This is a genomic window from Candidatus Frankia alpina, from assembly GCF_902806485.1.
Lineage (GTDB): Bacteria > Actinomycetota > Actinomycetes > Frankiales > Frankiaceae > Frankia > Frankia alpina.
In genome coordinates this window covers 1-16,555 of record NZ_CADCWT010000092.1, presented here as the reverse complement: position 1 = coordinate 16,555, position 16,555 = coordinate 1, and the positions used below count along the sequence as shown (strand labels likewise).

21 protein-coding genes are annotated in these 16,555 nt (G+C 71.4%); 1 reads left to right on the top strand and 20 read right to left on the bottom strand.

Translation table 11 applies throughout. The features are described from left to right. The 18 genes from G6R25_RS12075 to G6R25_RS11990 form a co-directional block, all read right to left on the bottom strand. Positions 1 to 413, bottom strand: a 413-nt coding sequence (locus G6R25_RS12075; RefSeq protein ID WP_163553044.1) for a hypothetical protein, incomplete at its 3' end; no start/stop codon positions are given. A gap of 7 nt (positions 414 to 420) precedes the next feature. After that, positions 421 to 969, bottom strand: a complete 549-nt coding sequence (locus tag G6R25_RS12070; protein ID WP_205447075.1) for a hypothetical protein — start codon at positions 967 to 969, stop codon at positions 421 to 423. A 3-nt stretch (positions 970 to 972) separates the two neighbouring features. Continuing rightward, positions 973 to 1,173 carry a hypothetical protein gene (locus G6R25_RS30405; RefSeq protein WP_205447074.1) on the bottom strand — a complete coding sequence of 67 codons (201 nt, stop codon included), beginning with the start codon at positions 1,171 to 1,173 and terminating at the stop codon, positions 973 to 975. A gap of 7 nt (positions 1,174 to 1,180) precedes the next feature. Then, on the bottom strand, positions 1,181 to 2,128 hold the full coding sequence (locus tag G6R25_RS12060) for a hypothetical protein (RefSeq protein WP_205447073.1): 948 nt from the start codon (positions 2,126 to 2,128) through the stop codon (positions 1,181 to 1,183). 1 nt (position 2,129) lies between these two features. After that, the gene (locus G6R25_RS12055) at positions 2,130 to 2,573 is read right to left on the bottom strand and encodes a hypothetical protein (protein ID WP_163553042.1); all 444 of its coding nucleotides are present in this window, start codon (positions 2,571 to 2,573) and stop codon (positions 2,130 to 2,132) included. Then, the gene (locus G6R25_RS12050; RefSeq protein WP_163553041.1) at positions 2,573 to 3,160 is read right to left on the bottom strand and encodes a phage gp6-like head-tail connector protein; all 588 of its coding nucleotides are present in this window, start codon (positions 3,158 to 3,160) and stop codon (positions 2,573 to 2,575) included. Before G6R25_RS12050 ends, G6R25_RS12055 begins: the two co-directional genes overlap by 1 nt. A gap of 1 nt (position 3,161) precedes the next feature. Beyond that, positions 3,162 to 4,049 carry an NAD-dependent epimerase/dehydratase family protein gene (locus G6R25_RS12045; protein WP_163553040.1) on the bottom strand — a complete coding sequence of 296 codons (888 nt, stop codon included), beginning with the start codon at positions 4,047 to 4,049 and terminating at the stop codon, positions 3,162 to 3,164. A gap of 187 nt (positions 4,050 to 4,236) precedes the next feature. Continuing rightward, positions 4,237 to 4,950, bottom strand: coding sequence for a hypothetical protein (locus tag G6R25_RS12040; RefSeq protein ID WP_163553039.1), 714 nt, complete (start codon positions 4,948 to 4,950; stop codon positions 4,237 to 4,239). Beyond that, entirely contained in the window at positions 4,943 to 5,284 is a 342-nt protein-coding gene (locus G6R25_RS12035; protein WP_163553038.1) for a hypothetical protein, read from the bottom strand. Before G6R25_RS12035 ends, G6R25_RS12040 begins: the two co-directional genes overlap by 8 nt. Continuing rightward, positions 5,224 to 6,522 (bottom strand): hypothetical protein, encoded by a 1,299-nt coding sequence (locus G6R25_RS12030; RefSeq protein ID WP_163553037.1) that lies wholly within the window; start codon positions 6,520 to 6,522, stop codon positions 5,224 to 5,226. Before G6R25_RS12030 ends, G6R25_RS12035 begins: the two co-directional genes overlap by 61 nt. Beyond that, positions 6,519 to 6,788 (bottom strand): hypothetical protein, encoded by a 270-nt coding sequence (locus tag G6R25_RS12025; protein WP_136446857.1) that lies wholly within the window; start codon positions 6,786 to 6,788, stop codon positions 6,519 to 6,521. Before G6R25_RS12025 ends, G6R25_RS12030 begins: the two co-directional genes overlap by 4 nt. A 90-nt stretch (positions 6,789 to 6,878) precedes the next feature. After that, on the bottom strand, positions 6,879 to 8,327 hold the full coding sequence (locus tag G6R25_RS12020; RefSeq protein ID WP_163553036.1) for a phage major capsid protein: 1,449 nt from the start codon (positions 8,325 to 8,327) through the stop codon (positions 6,879 to 6,881). A gap of 2 nt (positions 8,328 to 8,329) precedes the next feature. Further along, positions 8,330 to 9,166, bottom strand: a complete 837-nt coding sequence (locus tag G6R25_RS12015) for an HK97 family phage prohead protease (protein WP_163553035.1) — start codon at positions 9,164 to 9,166, stop codon at positions 8,330 to 8,332. Between the two features lie 10 nt (positions 9,167 to 9,176). Next, a complete protein-coding gene (locus G6R25_RS12010; protein WP_163553034.1) occupies positions 9,177 to 10,310 on the bottom strand; it encodes a phage portal protein in 1,134 nt (377 codons plus the stop codon). A gap of 59 nt (positions 10,311 to 10,369) precedes the next feature. Beyond that, positions 10,370 to 10,552, bottom strand: coding sequence for a hypothetical protein (locus G6R25_RS12005; RefSeq protein WP_163553033.1), 183 nt, complete (start codon positions 10,550 to 10,552; stop codon positions 10,370 to 10,372). A gap of 14 nt (positions 10,553 to 10,566) precedes the next feature. Next, positions 10,567 to 12,141: a hypothetical protein gene (locus G6R25_RS12000; RefSeq protein ID WP_205447072.1), complete on the bottom strand. Its 1,575-nt coding sequence runs from the start codon at positions 12,139 to 12,141 to the stop codon at positions 10,567 to 10,569. Further along, positions 12,116 to 12,619 (bottom strand): hypothetical protein, encoded by a 504-nt coding sequence (locus tag G6R25_RS25165; RefSeq protein ID WP_205447071.1) that lies wholly within the window; start codon positions 12,617 to 12,619, stop codon positions 12,116 to 12,118. The genes G6R25_RS12000 and G6R25_RS25165 overlap by 26 nt, the downstream gene beginning before the upstream one ends. A 199-nt stretch (positions 12,620 to 12,818) precedes the next feature. Then, positions 12,819 to 13,106 (bottom strand): HNH endonuclease, encoded by a 288-nt coding sequence (locus G6R25_RS11990; RefSeq protein ID WP_205447070.1) that lies wholly within the window; start codon positions 13,104 to 13,106, stop codon positions 12,819 to 12,821. 82 nt (positions 13,107 to 13,188) lie between these two features. Between G6R25_RS11990 and G6R25_RS11985 the strand changes: the two genes are divergently transcribed. Next, on the top strand, positions 13,189 to 13,767 hold the full coding sequence (locus G6R25_RS11985) for a hypothetical protein (protein ID WP_163553032.1): 579 nt from the start codon (positions 13,189 to 13,191) through the stop codon (positions 13,765 to 13,767). Between the two features lie 281 nt (positions 13,768 to 14,048). Here the strand turns inward: G6R25_RS11985 and G6R25_RS11980 are convergent, their stop codons facing one another. Further along, positions 14,049 to 14,894 carry a hypothetical protein gene (locus G6R25_RS11980; protein ID WP_163553031.1) on the bottom strand — a complete coding sequence of 282 codons (846 nt, stop codon included), beginning with the start codon at positions 14,892 to 14,894 and terminating at the stop codon, positions 14,049 to 14,051. Positions 14,895 to 14,970: 76 nt separating this feature from the next. Beyond that, the gene (locus G6R25_RS11975; protein WP_205447069.1) at positions 14,971 to 16,299 is read right to left on the bottom strand and encodes a hypothetical protein; all 1,329 of its coding nucleotides are present in this window, start codon (positions 16,297 to 16,299) and stop codon (positions 14,971 to 14,973) included. Positions 16,300 to 16,555 lie beyond the last annotated feature (256 nt).

Genomic DNA, 16,555 nt, shown 5'->3' with positions numbered 1-16,555 from the left:
CAGGCGACGATCGGCGGCTGGACTTTTCCCGTCCACTCCTCGTCATCGATCGCCGTCGCGATCTCCTCGTCGAGCGCGGCCTGGGCGTCGAGGAGGTCCTGGCCCTGGAACCGCTCGCCGAGCTGGCCCCGCATCTCGGTTATCTCCTGGCGGCTGTACTCCAGCCGGACCTCGTCCCACGCGAAGTCGACGTCCTCGTACCGGGTCGTCGGATGCTCGCGTTTGAGGAGCATAAACAGCAGAACCCGCCGGGCCAGACTTGATCCGTTGAGGACGGCCTTCGACCACTCGGCGTAGGTCATGGACGACCGGCGTTCGATCATCTCCCGTTCGACCGCGCGGAACGTCTTACGCGGGTCGTACGGCCACCGCTGCGGCTCGTCGGAGCCTTCCGGCTGGTATGTCAGGTACATCCGTCTCCTACTCTCCGCTCCCACCGGATCGGGACGCGAGCCGGCGGGCCATGTCCTCCATGGCCTCCATCACGGCTTCTCGGTAGTGCGCGGCCCGGCCGCTGAGGGCCTCGTCGAACCATTTGATCTTGCCGTGTTGGACTACCCATACGTCGCGGCCGAAGACACGGTGCCGCCAGCCCGCGGACCGTTGAGTGCGCTTCGGGGCGTTCGCGAACTCGCGTAGCCCGGGTGTCTTCTTCGCCTTGACCCGGGCGCCGCTCCACCGGCCGCCGAGCTTGACCTCCGGGCGGATCTTCTTCGCGATGGCCGGGCGCAGGGCCGGCGAGGTGCTCATGGTCGACGACATGGCCATGATCCCGCTGCGCGCCTCCGCGGCCGCCGGCGTCAGCGCCTCGCGCATGTTCTTCGCCAGCTCCTTGCGGAGCTGCTTGCAGTCTTCCTCCCGCTTGAACGCGGCGACGAGCGCGTCGAGGCCATCGATCTGGACTCTTAGCCCGATGTCGGGCCGGTTGTTGCTCCCGCGCCCCCCGCCCGGGCCGGGTGGAAGTGCCACCGTTCAGCTGGTCGTGCGGGTCACGGCGCCGCTCGTCGGGTAGGACACGCCGACCGTCGCCTCATCACCGACGCTCCCCTGGAGCGGCGACCACTCCTTGACGAGCAGGTTGCCGGTGTAGCCGGGGTTCGACGTCGACGTCGACGTCGCGGCGTCCGTCGCGCGCACAGCGAACGTGGTGACGGTCCCCAGCTTGGCCCACATGATTGCGTCAAGGCCGGCGGCGCTGAAGTCCTGGATGAAGTCGATGTCCAGGCTGCCGTCCTTGAGCCCGCCGATCCGCTCTTTCCAGCCGGCGCTCGCGTAGTTCGTCACCTCCTTGTCCTCGACCTCGATGCCGAGCTCCGCTTTCTTCACGTACTGGGACAAGTTGTTCGTCCCGATGACGATCTGTTCGGCCGTGAGGACCATGAACGCCACCGTGGGCTCCCTGCTTGATTCCGAAGGAGACGAGGAACAGAAACGACGGGCTGGTGCCGGAGATGGTCCAGCTCGCCCGGTAGTAGGTGTCGGTGATCGCGCTGCCGGTGGTGCGCAGGATCTGCCCTCCGCGGCCGGTCGCCGCAGCGAAGGTGAGCTGGGTCGTGGGGGACGCCATCCCGGACGCGTCGTCCGATTGGACGGTGACGGTCAGGCTCGGTGTGGTGCCGGCGGCCGACAGGACGTGCAGCGCCGCATAGAGCCGCTGACCGGCCGGCACCGCGCCGAGCTGCACCGCGGTGCCGTCCCCGGTGCTGGTCCGGGCCGTCCCCGGCGGATGGGCGATCACCCCGCGGGCCAGCGGCCACGATCCCTTCGCGTCGGCCGACCACGGCGCCACGTCACCAACCTCGCCGCCGAGGGTGTAGGAGCCGCGTAGCGCCCAGGTGAGGTAGGCGAGGCCGCCGACGGTCGCTCCGTCCGGGCTGACCGTCCACGGACCCAGGCCGGCCCAGGACGCGTCATCGACCATGCCCGCGTCGCCGGCCTCCCAGAATCCCTCGGCGGTCACCGTGGGGTCGGCCAGGCCAGCGAGCCGGGTCTTCCACCCGGCGTCGCCGTAGGTGGTGCGCTCCTTGTCCTCGTAGTCGGCGGTGATCTCGACCTTGTTCGAGGACCCGGTGAGGTCCGCCCCGCCGGTGAACAGCCGAACGTTCGTCAGCACCAGTGGTGTGCCCACGTCAGTACCTCCCGTCTCCGATGACCCGGACCAGCAGCTCAGCGCCGACGTACTGGGTGCCGGCGTGCTCGTACCAGCGGTAGGCCTGCATCCGCCGGACATGCAGGTCGTGGGCCAGGCCGCCCAGCGCCGGCGTGCCCGGTGCGCCGCGGGCCGCTTCGATCGCCGATTTCAGGGACGCGGGGCCGGCGCCGGACAGCATCGCGTCGAGCAGCTCCTGGGCGGCCCGGTCGTCGCCGCGGCCGACGAGCACGCGGCAGGTGAACTCGACCTCGTCGAGCGCCCTGTTGTGCGCCCGGTCGTAGTCGATCTCGTACTCGGCGACGAAGAACGCCGGCTCGCTGACCGAGTCGGGCACGTAGCCGGTGCAGGTCAGCGCGCCCGCTGGCAGGACGACCGCCGTCGCGGCGTCCGCCAGCGCCCGCCGAACCGACGAGATATCCATCAGGCGAACCCGGGCAGGACGTACGGGGCCAGCAACGTCGCGACGTCCGGGTCGACCCGGCCCAGCCGGATCGCCCCCCACTCCGCGCTACCCGCCACGCCCTCCGGAGAGTCCTTGCGTTTGAACAGCCGGGCCGCCTGGATCTGCGCGGCCTGGGCCACCTCGTCGGGCACCGCAGGCCATCCCCACCGGGCGGTCACCCGCACCCGCTGACCCAGCGTCCAGCCGACCCGCAGCAGCGCGGTGACCGGCCGACCCTCGTCGAGCGCGTCCGCCGGCTCGAGTTCCACGTCGACGGTGACGTCTATCCACCCGGCCGCGGCGCTGCCGACCTCCACGACCAGCCCGGCGGCCGACCCGATGTCCGCGACGAGCAGATGCTCACCGTCGCCGTCCGCCCGGACCCGTCCACGCGGATTGATCGTCCGGGTGGCCGGGTCGTCGCCGAGCCAGAAGCGGCGGCCCGCCATACGGTCGATGCTGCGCGACGCCGCGGCGATCGCTGCGGAGAGCAGGTCGTCTCGGGCGGTGTCGGTGATGTGCAGGGCGTCCTTCAACGCTGCGAGGTCGACGTAGTCGGATGCCATCTCAGACCGCGGCTTCCTGGGCCAGGGCCCGGGCAATTCCCTCGGCGAGGGGCACCCGCGGGGTGTAGATCGTCCGCATCAGGGATGGGTCTTCCACCCGGTAGGCGACCCCCGCCGGCGCCCGCAGATCGAACTCGAAGTCCGGCCAGTAGCCGGCCGCTGTGCACACCAGCGTTGCGAGGGTGGCCATGGAGGTGGCGACGCCCGTGCAAAGGTTCACCGGCCGCCGCTCGTCGGCGTCGACGACGGCCAGGGCGCCGGCGACCACATCGTCGATGTGGATCCAGTCGCGCATCTGGCCACCGGCGCCCCAGATCCGAAACGGGTCCTCGCGCTGGCGGGCCCGCGCGACGAACGCGCCGAACGGGAAGTCGAGGCCCTGATCCTCGCCATAGCCGGAGAACGGCCTGACGATGTGGACGGCCACGCCGCCGGCCGCGGCCGCGGCCGCCATCTGCTCGCCGGCGACTTTGCCCCAGCCGTACTGATCGAACGGCGCATCCGTGATCCCACGGTGGGAGATCAACCGTTCGGCGTAGGGCCGGTCGCCGCCGGGCGGCGCGGCGGGGTAGGCCGCCGAACTAGACAGGTAGAGCACTCGCCGCTGCCCCGTCCGCACCGCCCACTCGAACATCTCTGCGTCGAGCATCCGGTTGTAGATGCTGGCCGCGGGCTGGCCGTCGATCGCGGCGCGGTGTGGCGCCCGGGCGGCTGCGTGCACAACCAGGTCGTAGATAGGGCTGTTCTGGCCGAAGACAAACGAGCGGCAGTCCATCGGGCACTCGGCCTCGGCAATGTCGATCTCATTGACCACATACCCGCGCGCCCGAAGCTTGGTGGTCATGTGCCGGCCGACGAATCCGGACGAGCCGGTCACGAGTGCCCTCACTGTGTCCTCCTTGCGATCCGGAGTCGACGTCGCGCGAGCAGACGGCCGACCGGGCCGAGGCGGAGCCAGACGTGACCCGGGCCGGCAAGACGCCACAGGGCGACGCAGTCGGGACACTCGAACAGCGTCCCGGGCGCGTGGCTGCCGGCCGGCGGCATGCACTGGTGGGGCTCATAGAGGATCGGCATCACCCGGTCAGCCCCATCGCGGCGAGCACCGCATCACGGTCCCGCGCGCCGTGCGCCGCCCAGTACGCCTCGAACGTGTTGCGGTCCGCTTCGTACAGCGCCGGCGCGTTGACGCGCGTGTGGCCCTCGTCCCACGGCACCTGCCCGGTGATCGGGTGGACGTGCTCAACGACGACGTGCGGCAGGTAGGTGAGGCAGCCCGCGGCCTGGCCGAGGGCCTTCCAATAGTTGTCGACATACAAGTGGGTGAGTACCGGCGGGGCCATGTGGCCCAGCGCGCGGACGACCGACGTCGACATCGCGCACTGGGTGGGCAGATTCGCGCGCTGCAGCAGATCGTTGCCGTAGACGATCCCGGGAAGCGAGGCGAGCGCGTCGAGGTAGGCGCGATCCCAGCCGCGAGTCCTGGGCCGGTGGTCGTCGCCCATGAAGCCGATGGCGGCGGGCGGCTTCGGCTCGGCAAGCACTGAGGCTGCCGCGAGGTTCAACGCCTCGACCATCGAGGTCGAGGCGGCCGGTCGAATGGCGACCGGATCGAACACCTCTCGCAGCAGCATCACGCCGAGCTGGTAGACGTTCGCTTTCGGGTCGGACTCGTCGATTGCGACTGCGAGCCAGGTGTCCGCCGTGCACGTCTCACGGAAGGCTGCGGCCAGCTCGACGATCGCGTCCGGGCGGCCGCGCGACGGGACGATCACGACCAGCTCAGGCATCGAGCTGCTGCTCTCCGCGGCGAAGTCTCCGCCCGAGACCCTCGGCGGTGCTGAGAAGCGCCTCGTCGAAGTGACGGTCCACGAAACTCTCCGACTCGGCCGGGTCGGGCTCGATCTGGTCGTAGGACTCGAGGGGCGGGGCGTCGGCCGGCGGGCTGTAGTCCTGGGGGCCGGACCAGACCATTTTGTGGTGGGTGGTGGTCACGCCGGTGTGGACGTGGATCGGTACGTCCACCTGCGCCAGCCGGGCACAGAAGGACAGGCCTTCGCTGATCAGCCGGCCGTCGTTGTAGCGGACGCGGTCGAACCAGCGGTCACCGAACCGGGCGCGCACGGCTTCGGCCGCGCTGCGGTGTACGAGGAGGCAGGCCGCGCCGGTGCCGGCGACCGGCACGAGCGCGTCGGCGGGGTACCGCCATCGGGTGACGAACGCCCGCTGTACGTGTCCGGGTCCGGCCCGGACACGTACAGCGTGGGGGAGAGCATCAGCCGCCGGCCGCCCATCCCGTCGCCGCCGAGCTCGCGGACCGCGAAGCACAGCGCACCCACGACCGGTCGGAGCGTGGGGTCGGCCGCGGTGACCAGCCGGTCGACCGTGTCGGGGCCGAAGCCCATGTCCGTGTCGATCCAGAACAGCCACTCGTGCGGGGTCTCGTCCAGCCACTGGCCCACGGCGGTGTTGCGGGTGTCGGGCAGGGCACCGGACGGGCAGGCCAGGGCGATCGGCCGGCGGCTGGCCACGACCCGCTGGGCGTGCACCTGGTCGTAGGTGACCAGCCGTAGGAGCGACTCGTGGAACGAGTTCGACAGCTCGTGCCGGTGGAGGTAGGCGACCTGAACCAGGCCGTCGCCGGTCACGCTGGCACCGCCACGGCGGCGTTGTGCTCGCCCAGCCACAGGTGCTTCAGGTGCGTCGTCTTCACCCGGGTGTCGACGTGCGTCGGCCAGCCGGCCGCCCGGGCGCGGATACAGAAGGACAGGTCCTCGGACAGCCGCTTGCCGGTCTGCGGGTCGCCGATCGGGGTGTACCAGGTGGGTCCGTGCTCGGCGGCGAGCTTCTCCAGGACGGTGCGGTGAATGACGATGCACGCCGAGCCGGTCGCGACGACCTCGACGAGCTGGTCGCGCGGGTAGTTCCAGCCAGGGGGCGATGCCGGCGCGGCCGGCGGCTTCCTGCTCCCGGTAGAGGGTGGGGACCGGCGTCGTCAGGTAGCCGCCCATCCCGTCGACCGTGTGTTCGACCTGAGCGAAGCACAGGCCGCCGACGATCGGCCGGCTGTCCGGGTCGGCGGCCGCGATCAGCCGGTCGAGCGTGTCCGGCTGGCACCCCATGTCCGTGTCGATCCAGAACAGCCACTCGGCGGCCCGACCGAGGAACCTCGAGACGACCTCGTTCCGGGCGCCGACGATGCCGCCGGTGCCGTACCGCATCGCGAGCAGCCCGCCGCGCATGACCCGCTGGTGGCGGGCCAGATCGTGCATCCACAGTTCGATCATGGACATGTGCCAGGAGTGCGCGACCTCGGATCCGTGGACGTAGGCCAGGCAGGCCGCGCCGTCGCCGGCGGTCACTGCGACGTCCGCGGGCGGGCCCGGACGGCGCGCCGCTCGCCGGGCGCGCGGGTCGCGGCCTCCACCTGCGGCGGACCGGCGGCCACCCGCCGTAGCCCGCTCGGGTCGGTGGTGCTGCGCACCGCCTCGAGCGTCGGCGCGAACATGTCCGGGTAGGCGGCGACGAGCGGGTCGCCGGCGTCCCACGGCTCGCCGGCGCGGATAGAGATCCGCTCCCCGCCGTGCGCCAGCACGGTGTTGCTCTTGGCGTACGCGACGCCGTCCATGCGGGTCCTCCGTTCCGGGTGGTGCCGGGTGGTGATCCCTCGCCGGCCGACCACCCGGAGGCGACCGGCGAGGGAACTCAGGTCCGGCGGCTACTGGTTCTGCAGCAGCCGGAAGGCGTTGTCGTTGATCGAGTCGGCGCCGTGGCGGGCGTAGGCGTACCAGCCGCGCTTGCCGGTCGGTCGGCCCGTCGACGGGTCCGGGACGTGCGGGACGAGCTCGACGGTCATCCCGATCCGGTCGGCGATCAGATAGTTGCGGAAATCGCCCACGACGAGGATGTTGCTGGCGCCGGTCGTGCCGGTGAAGTCCGGGAAGTACGAGGAGAACTCGATCGGCCGCGACCGGATGGTCTCGACGACGCCGGTCAGATCGACCGTGACGAACGACAGGTTGTTGCCGTTGCCGAAGGTCGCGATCTCGTTGCCGACATCGTGGTTGAGGACCCAGCTCGAGTTCTGCTTGAACCGATCCGGCAGGACACCCCAGATCTTGTTGATGTCGACACCGCCGAACGCGCCGTCCGTCGTCACGACCACCTCGACGTTCGTGTTCGCGTCGAGGGCGGTGATGATGCCCCACGGCTGGTTCGATCCGGTGCCGGTGGCGAAACTGGCGGCCTGCAGCTCGTCGTAGCCCTCGTTGAGCAGCGTCGACATCTCGTTCGCGAAGCCAGGCCAGTCCTGGCCGAGGCGGATCGTGAACTCGACCCAGCCGCGGGCCTCGTGGATCGCGACGGTCGGCTGGGCGACCGCCGGGCTGTCGTCCGACACCGCGGTCGCCTCGACGTCGTACGACCAGGAGACGCCGGCGGACGACACGCCGCGCCACTCGTCGGTGGTGATCTGCTCGACGTGGGAGATCCGCCGGAACGGGTTCAGGCTGCCCTGCGAGGTGAGGATCACCGTCGGGTCGATCAGCACCGGCACGGCGAACCCGCCGGCGGTGTCCACCGACCCGGACATCGCCCGGTACTCCGCCGCCGCGTGCAACGCCCGGGACTCCTCCGGCGTCAGCATCGGCGTCGGCTGGGTGACGATCTTCTGCCAGCCGGTGCGGTAGTGCTCCGACTGGGTCAGGAGCATCAGCCTCGACAGGTGGGCGTTGTCGAAGTTCGCCGTGCGCCCGCGCAGCAGCCGGTCGATCTGGTCGCGCTGGTCGTCGGCCAGGTGCCGGACGTGCTCCCGGTCGTCGGCGACGTGCAGGGCCCGGTCCCGTACCTCCGTGCGGGCCAGCGACATCAGCCCGCGCAGGTCCGCGCCGTCGAACGGGTCCGGCGCCGAGGGGGTGATCTGCACCGAGCCCCACCGTGCCTGCGAGTCGGCGAGCCGTTGGGCCCGCTCGGTCCGCTGCCGCGTCTCTGCCTCGCGTGCCTGCACCAGGGGCGTCAGCGCGGTTTCGCGCTGGTCGTGCTCCTGGTCAAGCGCGTCCCACCGGGTCTGCTGTGCCTCGGTCGGGGCGTTCTCCCCGATCTCGTCGTTCAGCTGCTGCATCTCGGCGCGGATCTGCTGAATCCGCGCGCGGAGTTCATCCTCGGTCATGGCTACCTCGTCATGAGAGTCAGGCGGCGGCCTCGTGCCGCGGCCAGGGACTTCCCGTCGACGTGGCGGCCCGCCCGTGCGGGTGCCGGCATCTGCGGGTCCGGGGTGGTGGTCGGCGTCGCGGCCTCGGCCGGGGCCGAGGTGCGGAGGCCGTGCAGCGCCTGGAACGCTGCGAAGCTTCGCGAGAGCTGCTCGTGGCGGGTCCGCTCGGTCTCGGCGAGCTCGCCCATCACCCAGTCGACGCCCGACCGCAGGCCGGAGGTGGCGTCGGGGTTCGCGGGCCAGGTGACGGGGCCGAACTCGTACAGCCGGACCTCGAGGACGCTGCGTTCCGGCAGGCCTTCGGGGTTGTAGTCGCTCGTCTCGGGCTCGTACACCCAGTGCTCGCCGAGCACCTCGAACATGAACGACGAGTCGTAGGCGCCGGCCTCCAGACCGGGGACCAGATCCCGGTTGTACGAGGTGTCGAACAGGGGCACCTCGGCGTAGGGCGAGGTCTCCCGTTCCTCGAGTACCTCGGCGACGCCGAGCAGCTTCTGACCGATCTGGAAGTCACGACTGTGGTTGAACATGATCTTCACCTGGTCGCCGCGTTCCCCGATGGTCTTGCGGAAGGCGCCCGGCACGGTGCGTTCGAGGTAGCGCCCCTTGAACCAGGAGTCGATCTCGTACCAGGAGTCGAAGCGGGAGAACTCGACGGTCATCGTCGGCATCGCGGTCTCGGCGGCCGCGGCGCCGTCGGTCCCCTCGTCGGCGGCGGCCCGGGCGGCGAGCTGCGGCGCCGCGGCCGGACCGGCGCCACCCCGGATCAGGTGCAGCCCACGGATAGCAGCCGGCATCGTCTACTCCTCAGCCATCGGACGGCGGAGTGGTGGTGGGTGCCGGCGCGGCCGGCGTGGACAGGGCGAGCGGCTTGTCACCCCAGGGCACGGGCGGCATGTCCTCGTCGCCGCGCACCTCGTTGATCGTTCGCCAGCCGTTGCTCAGCGCGGCCTGATACGCCTGGTAGCGCTGCAGAGTCGACGTCTCGAGCAGCGCGTCACGGTCGAGGCGGACGTACTGCGGGCGGGGCAGGAACTCGGAGAGCAGCCGCTCAAGGCGCCGCAGCCACTTGCCCACCGAGTAGGTGAGCAGATGAACCCCGCGGTCCTGAACGTTCGCGTAGGTCAGCGAGCCGCCGCTTTCGTAGCCGAGGACCTCGGCGATTCCCGGGCCGAAGATCCTCGCGCACTCGGCGCTGCTCCAGTTCTGGGTCTGGAGGAACTGGCTTTCCTCCGGGGCGATCTGCAGCGCCTGGTATTGCCAGCCCTTACCGAGGACGACCGGTTCGCGTGTGCCCCTCAGGGCCGCCAGGAACCGATCTTTCGCGGCGCGTGCCTGGTCTGTGTCGAGCGCGGTCTCCGTGTTCGTCAGCAGCGCGTTCGGGTGGGCGCCGTCGCGGAACCACTGCAACCCGAACCGGTTCGCCGTCGCCTGCAGCCCGATCGTGGTCTGGAGGTAGGCGATCGGGCTGAGGCCCTGCAGACTGCCCGGGATCGGGTTCACCCGCCGATGCAGGAACTGGGCCGGGTCGGACACCTCGCGGCCGGAGGTGCTCCACGCCGGCGCACCGCAGCTGGTTAGCCGGCCTGACACTGTGTCCGGATGGAACACGGCGACCTGCTGCAGGTAGCCGGCCGTGCTGCGCTGCAGCACGTCGCCGTACACGTTCCCGCGCAGCAGCCAGGACATGACGACCCGATATGACCAGTCCTCGAGGCCGTGCCCCGACCCGTCGGGATCCTCCAACCAGAACGGCGTTGGCAGCTGCTGCCGCTCCTGCATGCGGCCGCGGTAGACGTGCGCCGGCAGTTCCGACGCGATCCCGGCGATGAGGGCGGTTGCCGCGTGCACGGCAACGACCTGCAGTGGCGCTTCCGCGGAGGACAGGTCGACCTCGTCGTAGCCGGGGAACATCTGCCGGGCCAGCTCGGACAGACCCATCGTCGGGAAGACACTGCGCTCGACCGCTGCGGGCCTCCGTGGCCGCGTCCGCCACACGCTCACGGGGTCCGCCAGTCGATCAGCCACAGGACCCCGCCGGCGGCGATCAGCCCGGCCGGTAGGTAGATCATCCCGATGCCGGCGGCGACGAGCGCCGGGCCGGCGATTCCCGGACCGATCCGCAGCACCGTGCCGACGACGGTGGCCAGGGCGCCGAGCAGTCGCCGTCGACGGCTGGTCATCGATCCGCCTCCCGTCAGTAGATGTTCGCGAGCGGGTCGTACGCCGGCGCGGTTAGCGCCGACATCCAGGTGAGCAGCGCCCAGCGGGCCAGGGTCACCGTGACCAGCGGGGTGATGTCGACCTGCGCCGATCGGCGGTGCCACGCCCAGGCGTCGCCGAGCGGCCGGGTGCGTGTGCCGTTCACCGCGGCGGTGAGCGGGGCCTGGTCGATGTGCACGACGTCGCCGGCGCGGATCGCATCTGCGATCTGCCCGCACGCCGCGACCACGTCCGAGGTGCGCGGGATGGCCAGGTCCCCGCGCTGCGGCTGGTCAGCGTCGGCCGGTGGGCGTAGCCCGGCGTCCTCGAGGGCCTGCAGCAGCGAGCCGGCTGCGGCCCGCAGGTCCAGCGCGATCGCGACCGGGTCGCGGCGTTCACGGAGCCGGACCAGCGCCGGCACGATCCAGTCCGTGCCGGCGCGGCGGTCGACGAGCTCGAGATGGACGCGGCCGTCCGGGCGCAGCACCGCGGCGCCGATCGACGCCCAGTCCCGCCGCGGTGAGATGTCGACCGCCAGGGCGAGTGGGCCGGACGCGTCTGCTGTCGGGTCGGCCAGGGCGGCCCACTCGGCGGTGGGCACGTTCAGGTCCGGCGACGGCTTCGCCTTCTTCGTCCGGTTGAGGTACGCCCGGTCGAACTCTTCGGGCTGGGACGCGAACTTCTCCAGCTCGGCGCGGATGGTGTCCTCGGTGATCGTGTGGCCGAGCGCGGGCATGCACGCCCACCAGGTCGCCGGATCGTCGCGCCGTAGGTGCTCCGGGGCGAACCACTCGAAGTAGCACGTTCTCGGCCACGCACCGGGGTCGAGGCCGGACCGCCACAGCTCCTCGATGAGCTGCCGGCCGGCTTCCCGCTTGCCGTTGAGCCACACGCTTTTCTCGGTGCCGCCGGCGGACGCCCACCACAGCTGTGCCATGGGTCGGGTCAGCATGGCCGGGCTCATCGCCTGCTCGAGCCGGGCGTCGGTGTGCGCGAACCCCTCGTCGATCACGCCGAGGTCCAGAGGCGGGCCGTGCCCGGCTTCCTCGGTGTTCGCCGTGATGCCGATCTTCGACCGGGTTCGGGTCCAGATCAGCGCCTCGTTGCCGTTCGCCAGCCGCGGCCGGAACTCCGACCGCAGCCGTGAGGCCTGCAGCGTGGGGATCCACTCGTCCTGCAGCCGTTCCCGGGCCATGCCGCGGGTCTGCGCCGCGTAGACGATCCGCTGCCGCGGCCAGGCCTTCGCCCGGTGCACCTTCAGCCCGAGCAGCTCCTGGGTCTTGCCCTGCTGCCGCATCACGCTGAGCCCGACGTTGCGGTACGCGAACAGGCCGGTGGCCGGGTCGATCTCGAGCCCGACGCCGAGGGTGTACCGCTGCCACGGCATGGGCGGATAGCCCATCCGCTCCATCACCCGGGCCACCTTGCCGCCGAGCGTCGGGAAGTGCAGCCGCCGCGGCGGCCCCCACATCGGCGGGCAGGCCAGCCCGTACAGCTCGCGCGACTGCGCGGCGAGGGCGGGCGGTGTCTGCCAGACCTCCCCGTCAGTCCGGGGAGGCGAGGTCGTCATCGTCGTCCTCGTCGCCCTGGTCCCGGCCGCCGGCGAGCGCGACCAGCGTCGCCCGCAGTTCCCGGGTCAGCGCCGGCAGCAGTCGGCCGCCGTCCCCGCCGCCGGAGTTCATCTCGCCGGCGAGCTTCACTGCGGCCGCGGCCAGCGACGGCTCCATCCCGACGAGGTCGCCGAGTGCGTCGATGTCCGACCGGACAGCGGCGGTCACCAGGCCGTCGCCGGCGAGCGCATCGCCGGCCGGCCTGGCCACGGGCGCGACCGGCACACCGAGCAGCCCGCCCAGGGCGTACGCCTCGTCGAGGGTCAGGGCTCGCTGTCCAGCCTCGACCTTGCCGACCGTCGTCTGGCGCCAGGCCGTCGCGCCGGCCGCGGTCATCTCCGCGGCGACCCACGCCTGGGAGTGCCCCGCGGCCAGCCGGGCCGCCCGGGCCCGGGCGACGAACCCGGCCGCCGTCGGTCGTTCCTCCGGCTCGGCCACGCCCACCCCCTCAGCGGTTCACCCGTCGGTTGACCCCGCCATCGGTTGCCCAGCCCAGCCGCGTGGGGAGAGCGAAATGAAAGGTGGGCGCGGGGTCAGCCAGGCCCCCCAGCCGAAAAACCCCGGCGGCGACGCCGGCGTCTCGGCCGAGGTCGAGGTCGAGTCCGCGGCCGTCGAGTTCGTGTGACGAGCCGCGAGGTCAGGCGTACCAGTCGCGGCTCGTCGACAGCCGCACGGACTCGAGCGAGCGTGCGCCTCGCTCGCTGTTGCATCGCCGGCCGCAGGTCAGACAGCCACCGACCCCGTGCGCCGGCGCCATGTTGTCCTGGTCATCGACGGCCCCGCCGCGCGACCGGGGAACCAGGTGATCAACGGTGTCCGCACCGGCGTGACCGTACAGGTGGCAGGTGTCCGACTCGACGAGCACCCGGGCCCGGGCCTCGCGGTAACGCCGGTGGGTCAGCCCTCGCCCAGCCACGAGCACCATCACCCCAACATCGCCCGGTTGGCCCGGGCCTGCCGGGCCGGCATCGATACGTTGCCGCCCTCATCGACACGGGGGGATCACCATGGGCATGATCAGAGACGTCACCGGACTGCCGAACTCGGCCCGGTCGCGTGTCACAGTGCGTGCTGCTGGCCTGGTCGCCGTTGCCCTGCTGACGCTGGCGGGCTGCGGCAGTGACGCCGCGGCGACCAGCACGGCAGCGCCGGCGGTGGGCGCGACGGTCACCGGGACGACCACGGCCCACACCGCCGAGCAGGTCGCGGCCGCACTGCGTGGGGCCGGAGTACCGCTGGCGGTGACGCGGGTCTACACGGCGGACACCGACCCGAACCATCTGCTCGGCCGACCGAACGGATACACGTCGAAGCTGGCATTCACCGACAGCCGGATCCCGGCCGCCGAGGTGGACGGCTTCGACGCCGATGCGACCGAACGCGGCGGGTCTGTCGAGGTCTACCCGGACGCCGCCGGGGCGACGGCCCGGAAGGAGTTCATCCAGGCCGCGCTCAAGGGCGCGGGTGGTGTGCTGGGCAGCGAGTACGACTACCTGCCCGGCGGGGTGATCGTGCGCGTGACCGGGAAGCTCACGCCGGATCAGGCGGGTGTGTACGAGCGGGCCCCGGCGGCCGCGGCCGGGTAGCCCACCCCGCCCCGTTTGCGGCATGGCTACCGCGCACGGTTGGAGGGTACCTCGTCCCGATCTGCACGGTATGCCCCCCACGTCTGCTGCGGGTGTCACGCTCGAGCTGGAGCAGATCGGACCAGGCCCACAGCGCCGCACGGCCCCGCCGACCGACCGGCACCAGCCGGGCCGCGCCGCCACGCCGCCGCTTGCTCCACTGCTTAATGTGGTGCGCGGTAACCGGCGGCCGAGCCCGGCCGAGTAGGACGAGCGCCTCGACGGTGGTGACGTGGACATCGTCAGGCGGCATCGGCGAGCCAGTCGGCGAGGTCCTCGTCGAGAGTCCGGGCGAGCCAGGCCCACTCGTCCCGCTTCGGGTCGGGCGAGTAGCGCCAGAGGTGATGTCCGCCGCGGTGACACCAGCACTCCTTGGCCTGACAGCGGCACGCCCAGTTCGTACAGGCGATGACCTCGCGCTGGTGGTAGGCGCGCAGGCTCAGCGTCTGGCAGATCGGGCACGGCGCGGCCAGGGCCCGGATGCGTTCCGCGGTGCCCACCGCATGGCGCAGGCGCCCACGGGCGTAACGCAGCTCGTCGAGCGCGACGTCGGCCAGCTCAGCGCGGGCGGCGATCCGGCCGGCCTGGCGGGCGAGGTAGCGCGCGGCGAGCGGGACGAGCGGTCCTGGCCGGTCCGGCCAGACCGCCGTCCGGAGCGCCGGCAGGGGCCAGGCCAGCCCATTGGCGTCGATGCGGACCGCGGACCGGCCGGCCGGGCCGTCGCCCAGGGCGAGGCGGACCGTGTCCTCGAGGGCGAGCACGGCCCGGGTGATGACGGGAATGCTGTCGACGACGTCGAGCCGGATCGGCGCTGGCGACTCCCCGGGGCCGTGGCTTCCCGCGCAGCGCGGGCAGTACGGCCGGGGGAGCTGCGGGGTGCTGTCCGCCGCCCAGGCCCACGGAGTCCCACAGTCGTGCGTCGGGGCGAGGGCGGCGACCCGGGACAGGCCGGGCGCGGAGGTGATGTCCTGGCGCTGTGCCCACCGGCGGCCGGTGCCGCGCTTCCGCTCGGCGTACAGCTCATCCCACCAGGAAGCGATCTCCTCGGCCGCCGAGCCGAGGTACTCGGCGATGTCCGTGTCGGGCATACCACCATCATTGACGCCTATCGAACCGGCGACCAGCAGAGGTCGGTCCTATCGAGACCGGCTGCAGTCCCCCTGGTCAGACCGCGGCGACCCGGCGGCCGAGTTCCTGCACCAGCGGCTCACTCCGCCACGACACGAACTCGGCCGCTAGCCGGCGCGTGCGGTCATGGACCTCCGCATTCGGCGCGGCCGCGACGACGTCGAGCGCGGCAATCGCTGACACTGCGGCAGCATCGGGCGCTGGCCGCACGGCCTTGAGATGCCCGGTAGCCACCGCGAGATGCGCGAGTGCCTGCCCTTGGCAGGCATACCCGAACGCCTCCACGGAGGCCGCGCCCTCAGCGATCGCCTGGGACGCGCGACCAGGTGTCTGGGCTGCGGCGAGCGCGAGGAACAGATGCTCGTTGGCGTCGCCCCACTCGATTCCAGGGTGGCCGGATGCGGTATCGTGCATGCTGGCTGGCATCTCGGTCAAGGCGGCATCCGCACGTCCGTAGAGCCCCGCGGTAGCTGCGGCTTCGGCCTCGTAGCCGGCGAGGCGGGCGCGGTCCGCCCGGGGCGCTCGCTGGCGGCCCCGGGCAGCGATGTCGGCGGCGGTGAGCGCGAGACCGGCGTCGAGTGCCTGCCACGACTGGATGCCGGCGACGCGGGCCTGAAGCGCCGGTTCACCGACGGCGTTCGCGTGGACTTCGGCGATGCCGGCGAAGATCCGGCCGAACCTTTCGTCTCCCGCGAATGACGCGACCGTGGATAGGCCGGCGGCGAGCGTGCCCGCGAGCAACGTCAACTTGGGGATGTACTCCGGGTGGACCCGCCCTCCCAGGATCTCCTCAACCGCTCTCCATGCGTCGTAGGCGGGTGGGAACAAGTCGGCGGGGTTGGCAGTGGTGCGGTTGTGCTCGAGGTCGGCGAGCGCGGTTTCCGCATCCGCCACGTCTGTGATCTTGGGTCGGTACGTCTGGAGTTGCGCGTCCACCTGCCCGGCAAAGGCGGCCACGGCCGCCGCGCTGAGACTCCCAACGCCGAAAAGCCTTCTATCCGTAGCCCTCACCTCCCCGGTCCCCACCACTGTCCCCCGACCTTCGGGCAGCAGTCCACCGAGCGCGGAAATCGGCATGCCCAGCAGGTGAACTTCCTGCTCGACCTTTGCGATCTTCCATAGCGCGACGAGCTCGCCGCCCGCGTGCATTGTCTCATCGAGTTGGCTGACGGTCGCCTTAGTGGGAAGGAGGTGGTTACGACCGGACTGGAAGCCACGGAGGGCCGTGGAGATCGCGGGCTGCGACTTGCCAGTTCGGCGGCACAGCTCCTCGATCGAGATCCCGGCGGCAGCTCTGATCTCGGCTGTGCGGCGCACGTAGTGGTCCCGTGCCGGCCTTGGCCGTTCCCGCTCCCCATCGTCCACGGTGGGCTCCCCTCCCGCCGTCATGCCCCAAGATTCTTCATTGCCCCCAACAATCTTGCGGGCTGTTCCTGACCTGGTGCGGAGTGTGTCATATCCCTACCGGCGAATGTGCCGGCCGACACCAACGCGAGGGGGCACCGTTGCAAACGGAGTTCTCCCGCGATGTGCCAGCCGACGCCGAGGGTGGCCGCTCCGACCGGGCCCGTTCCGCAGATCCGCCGTCGGTGACCGGCGTTGAGCTGCGCCGGTCACCGAC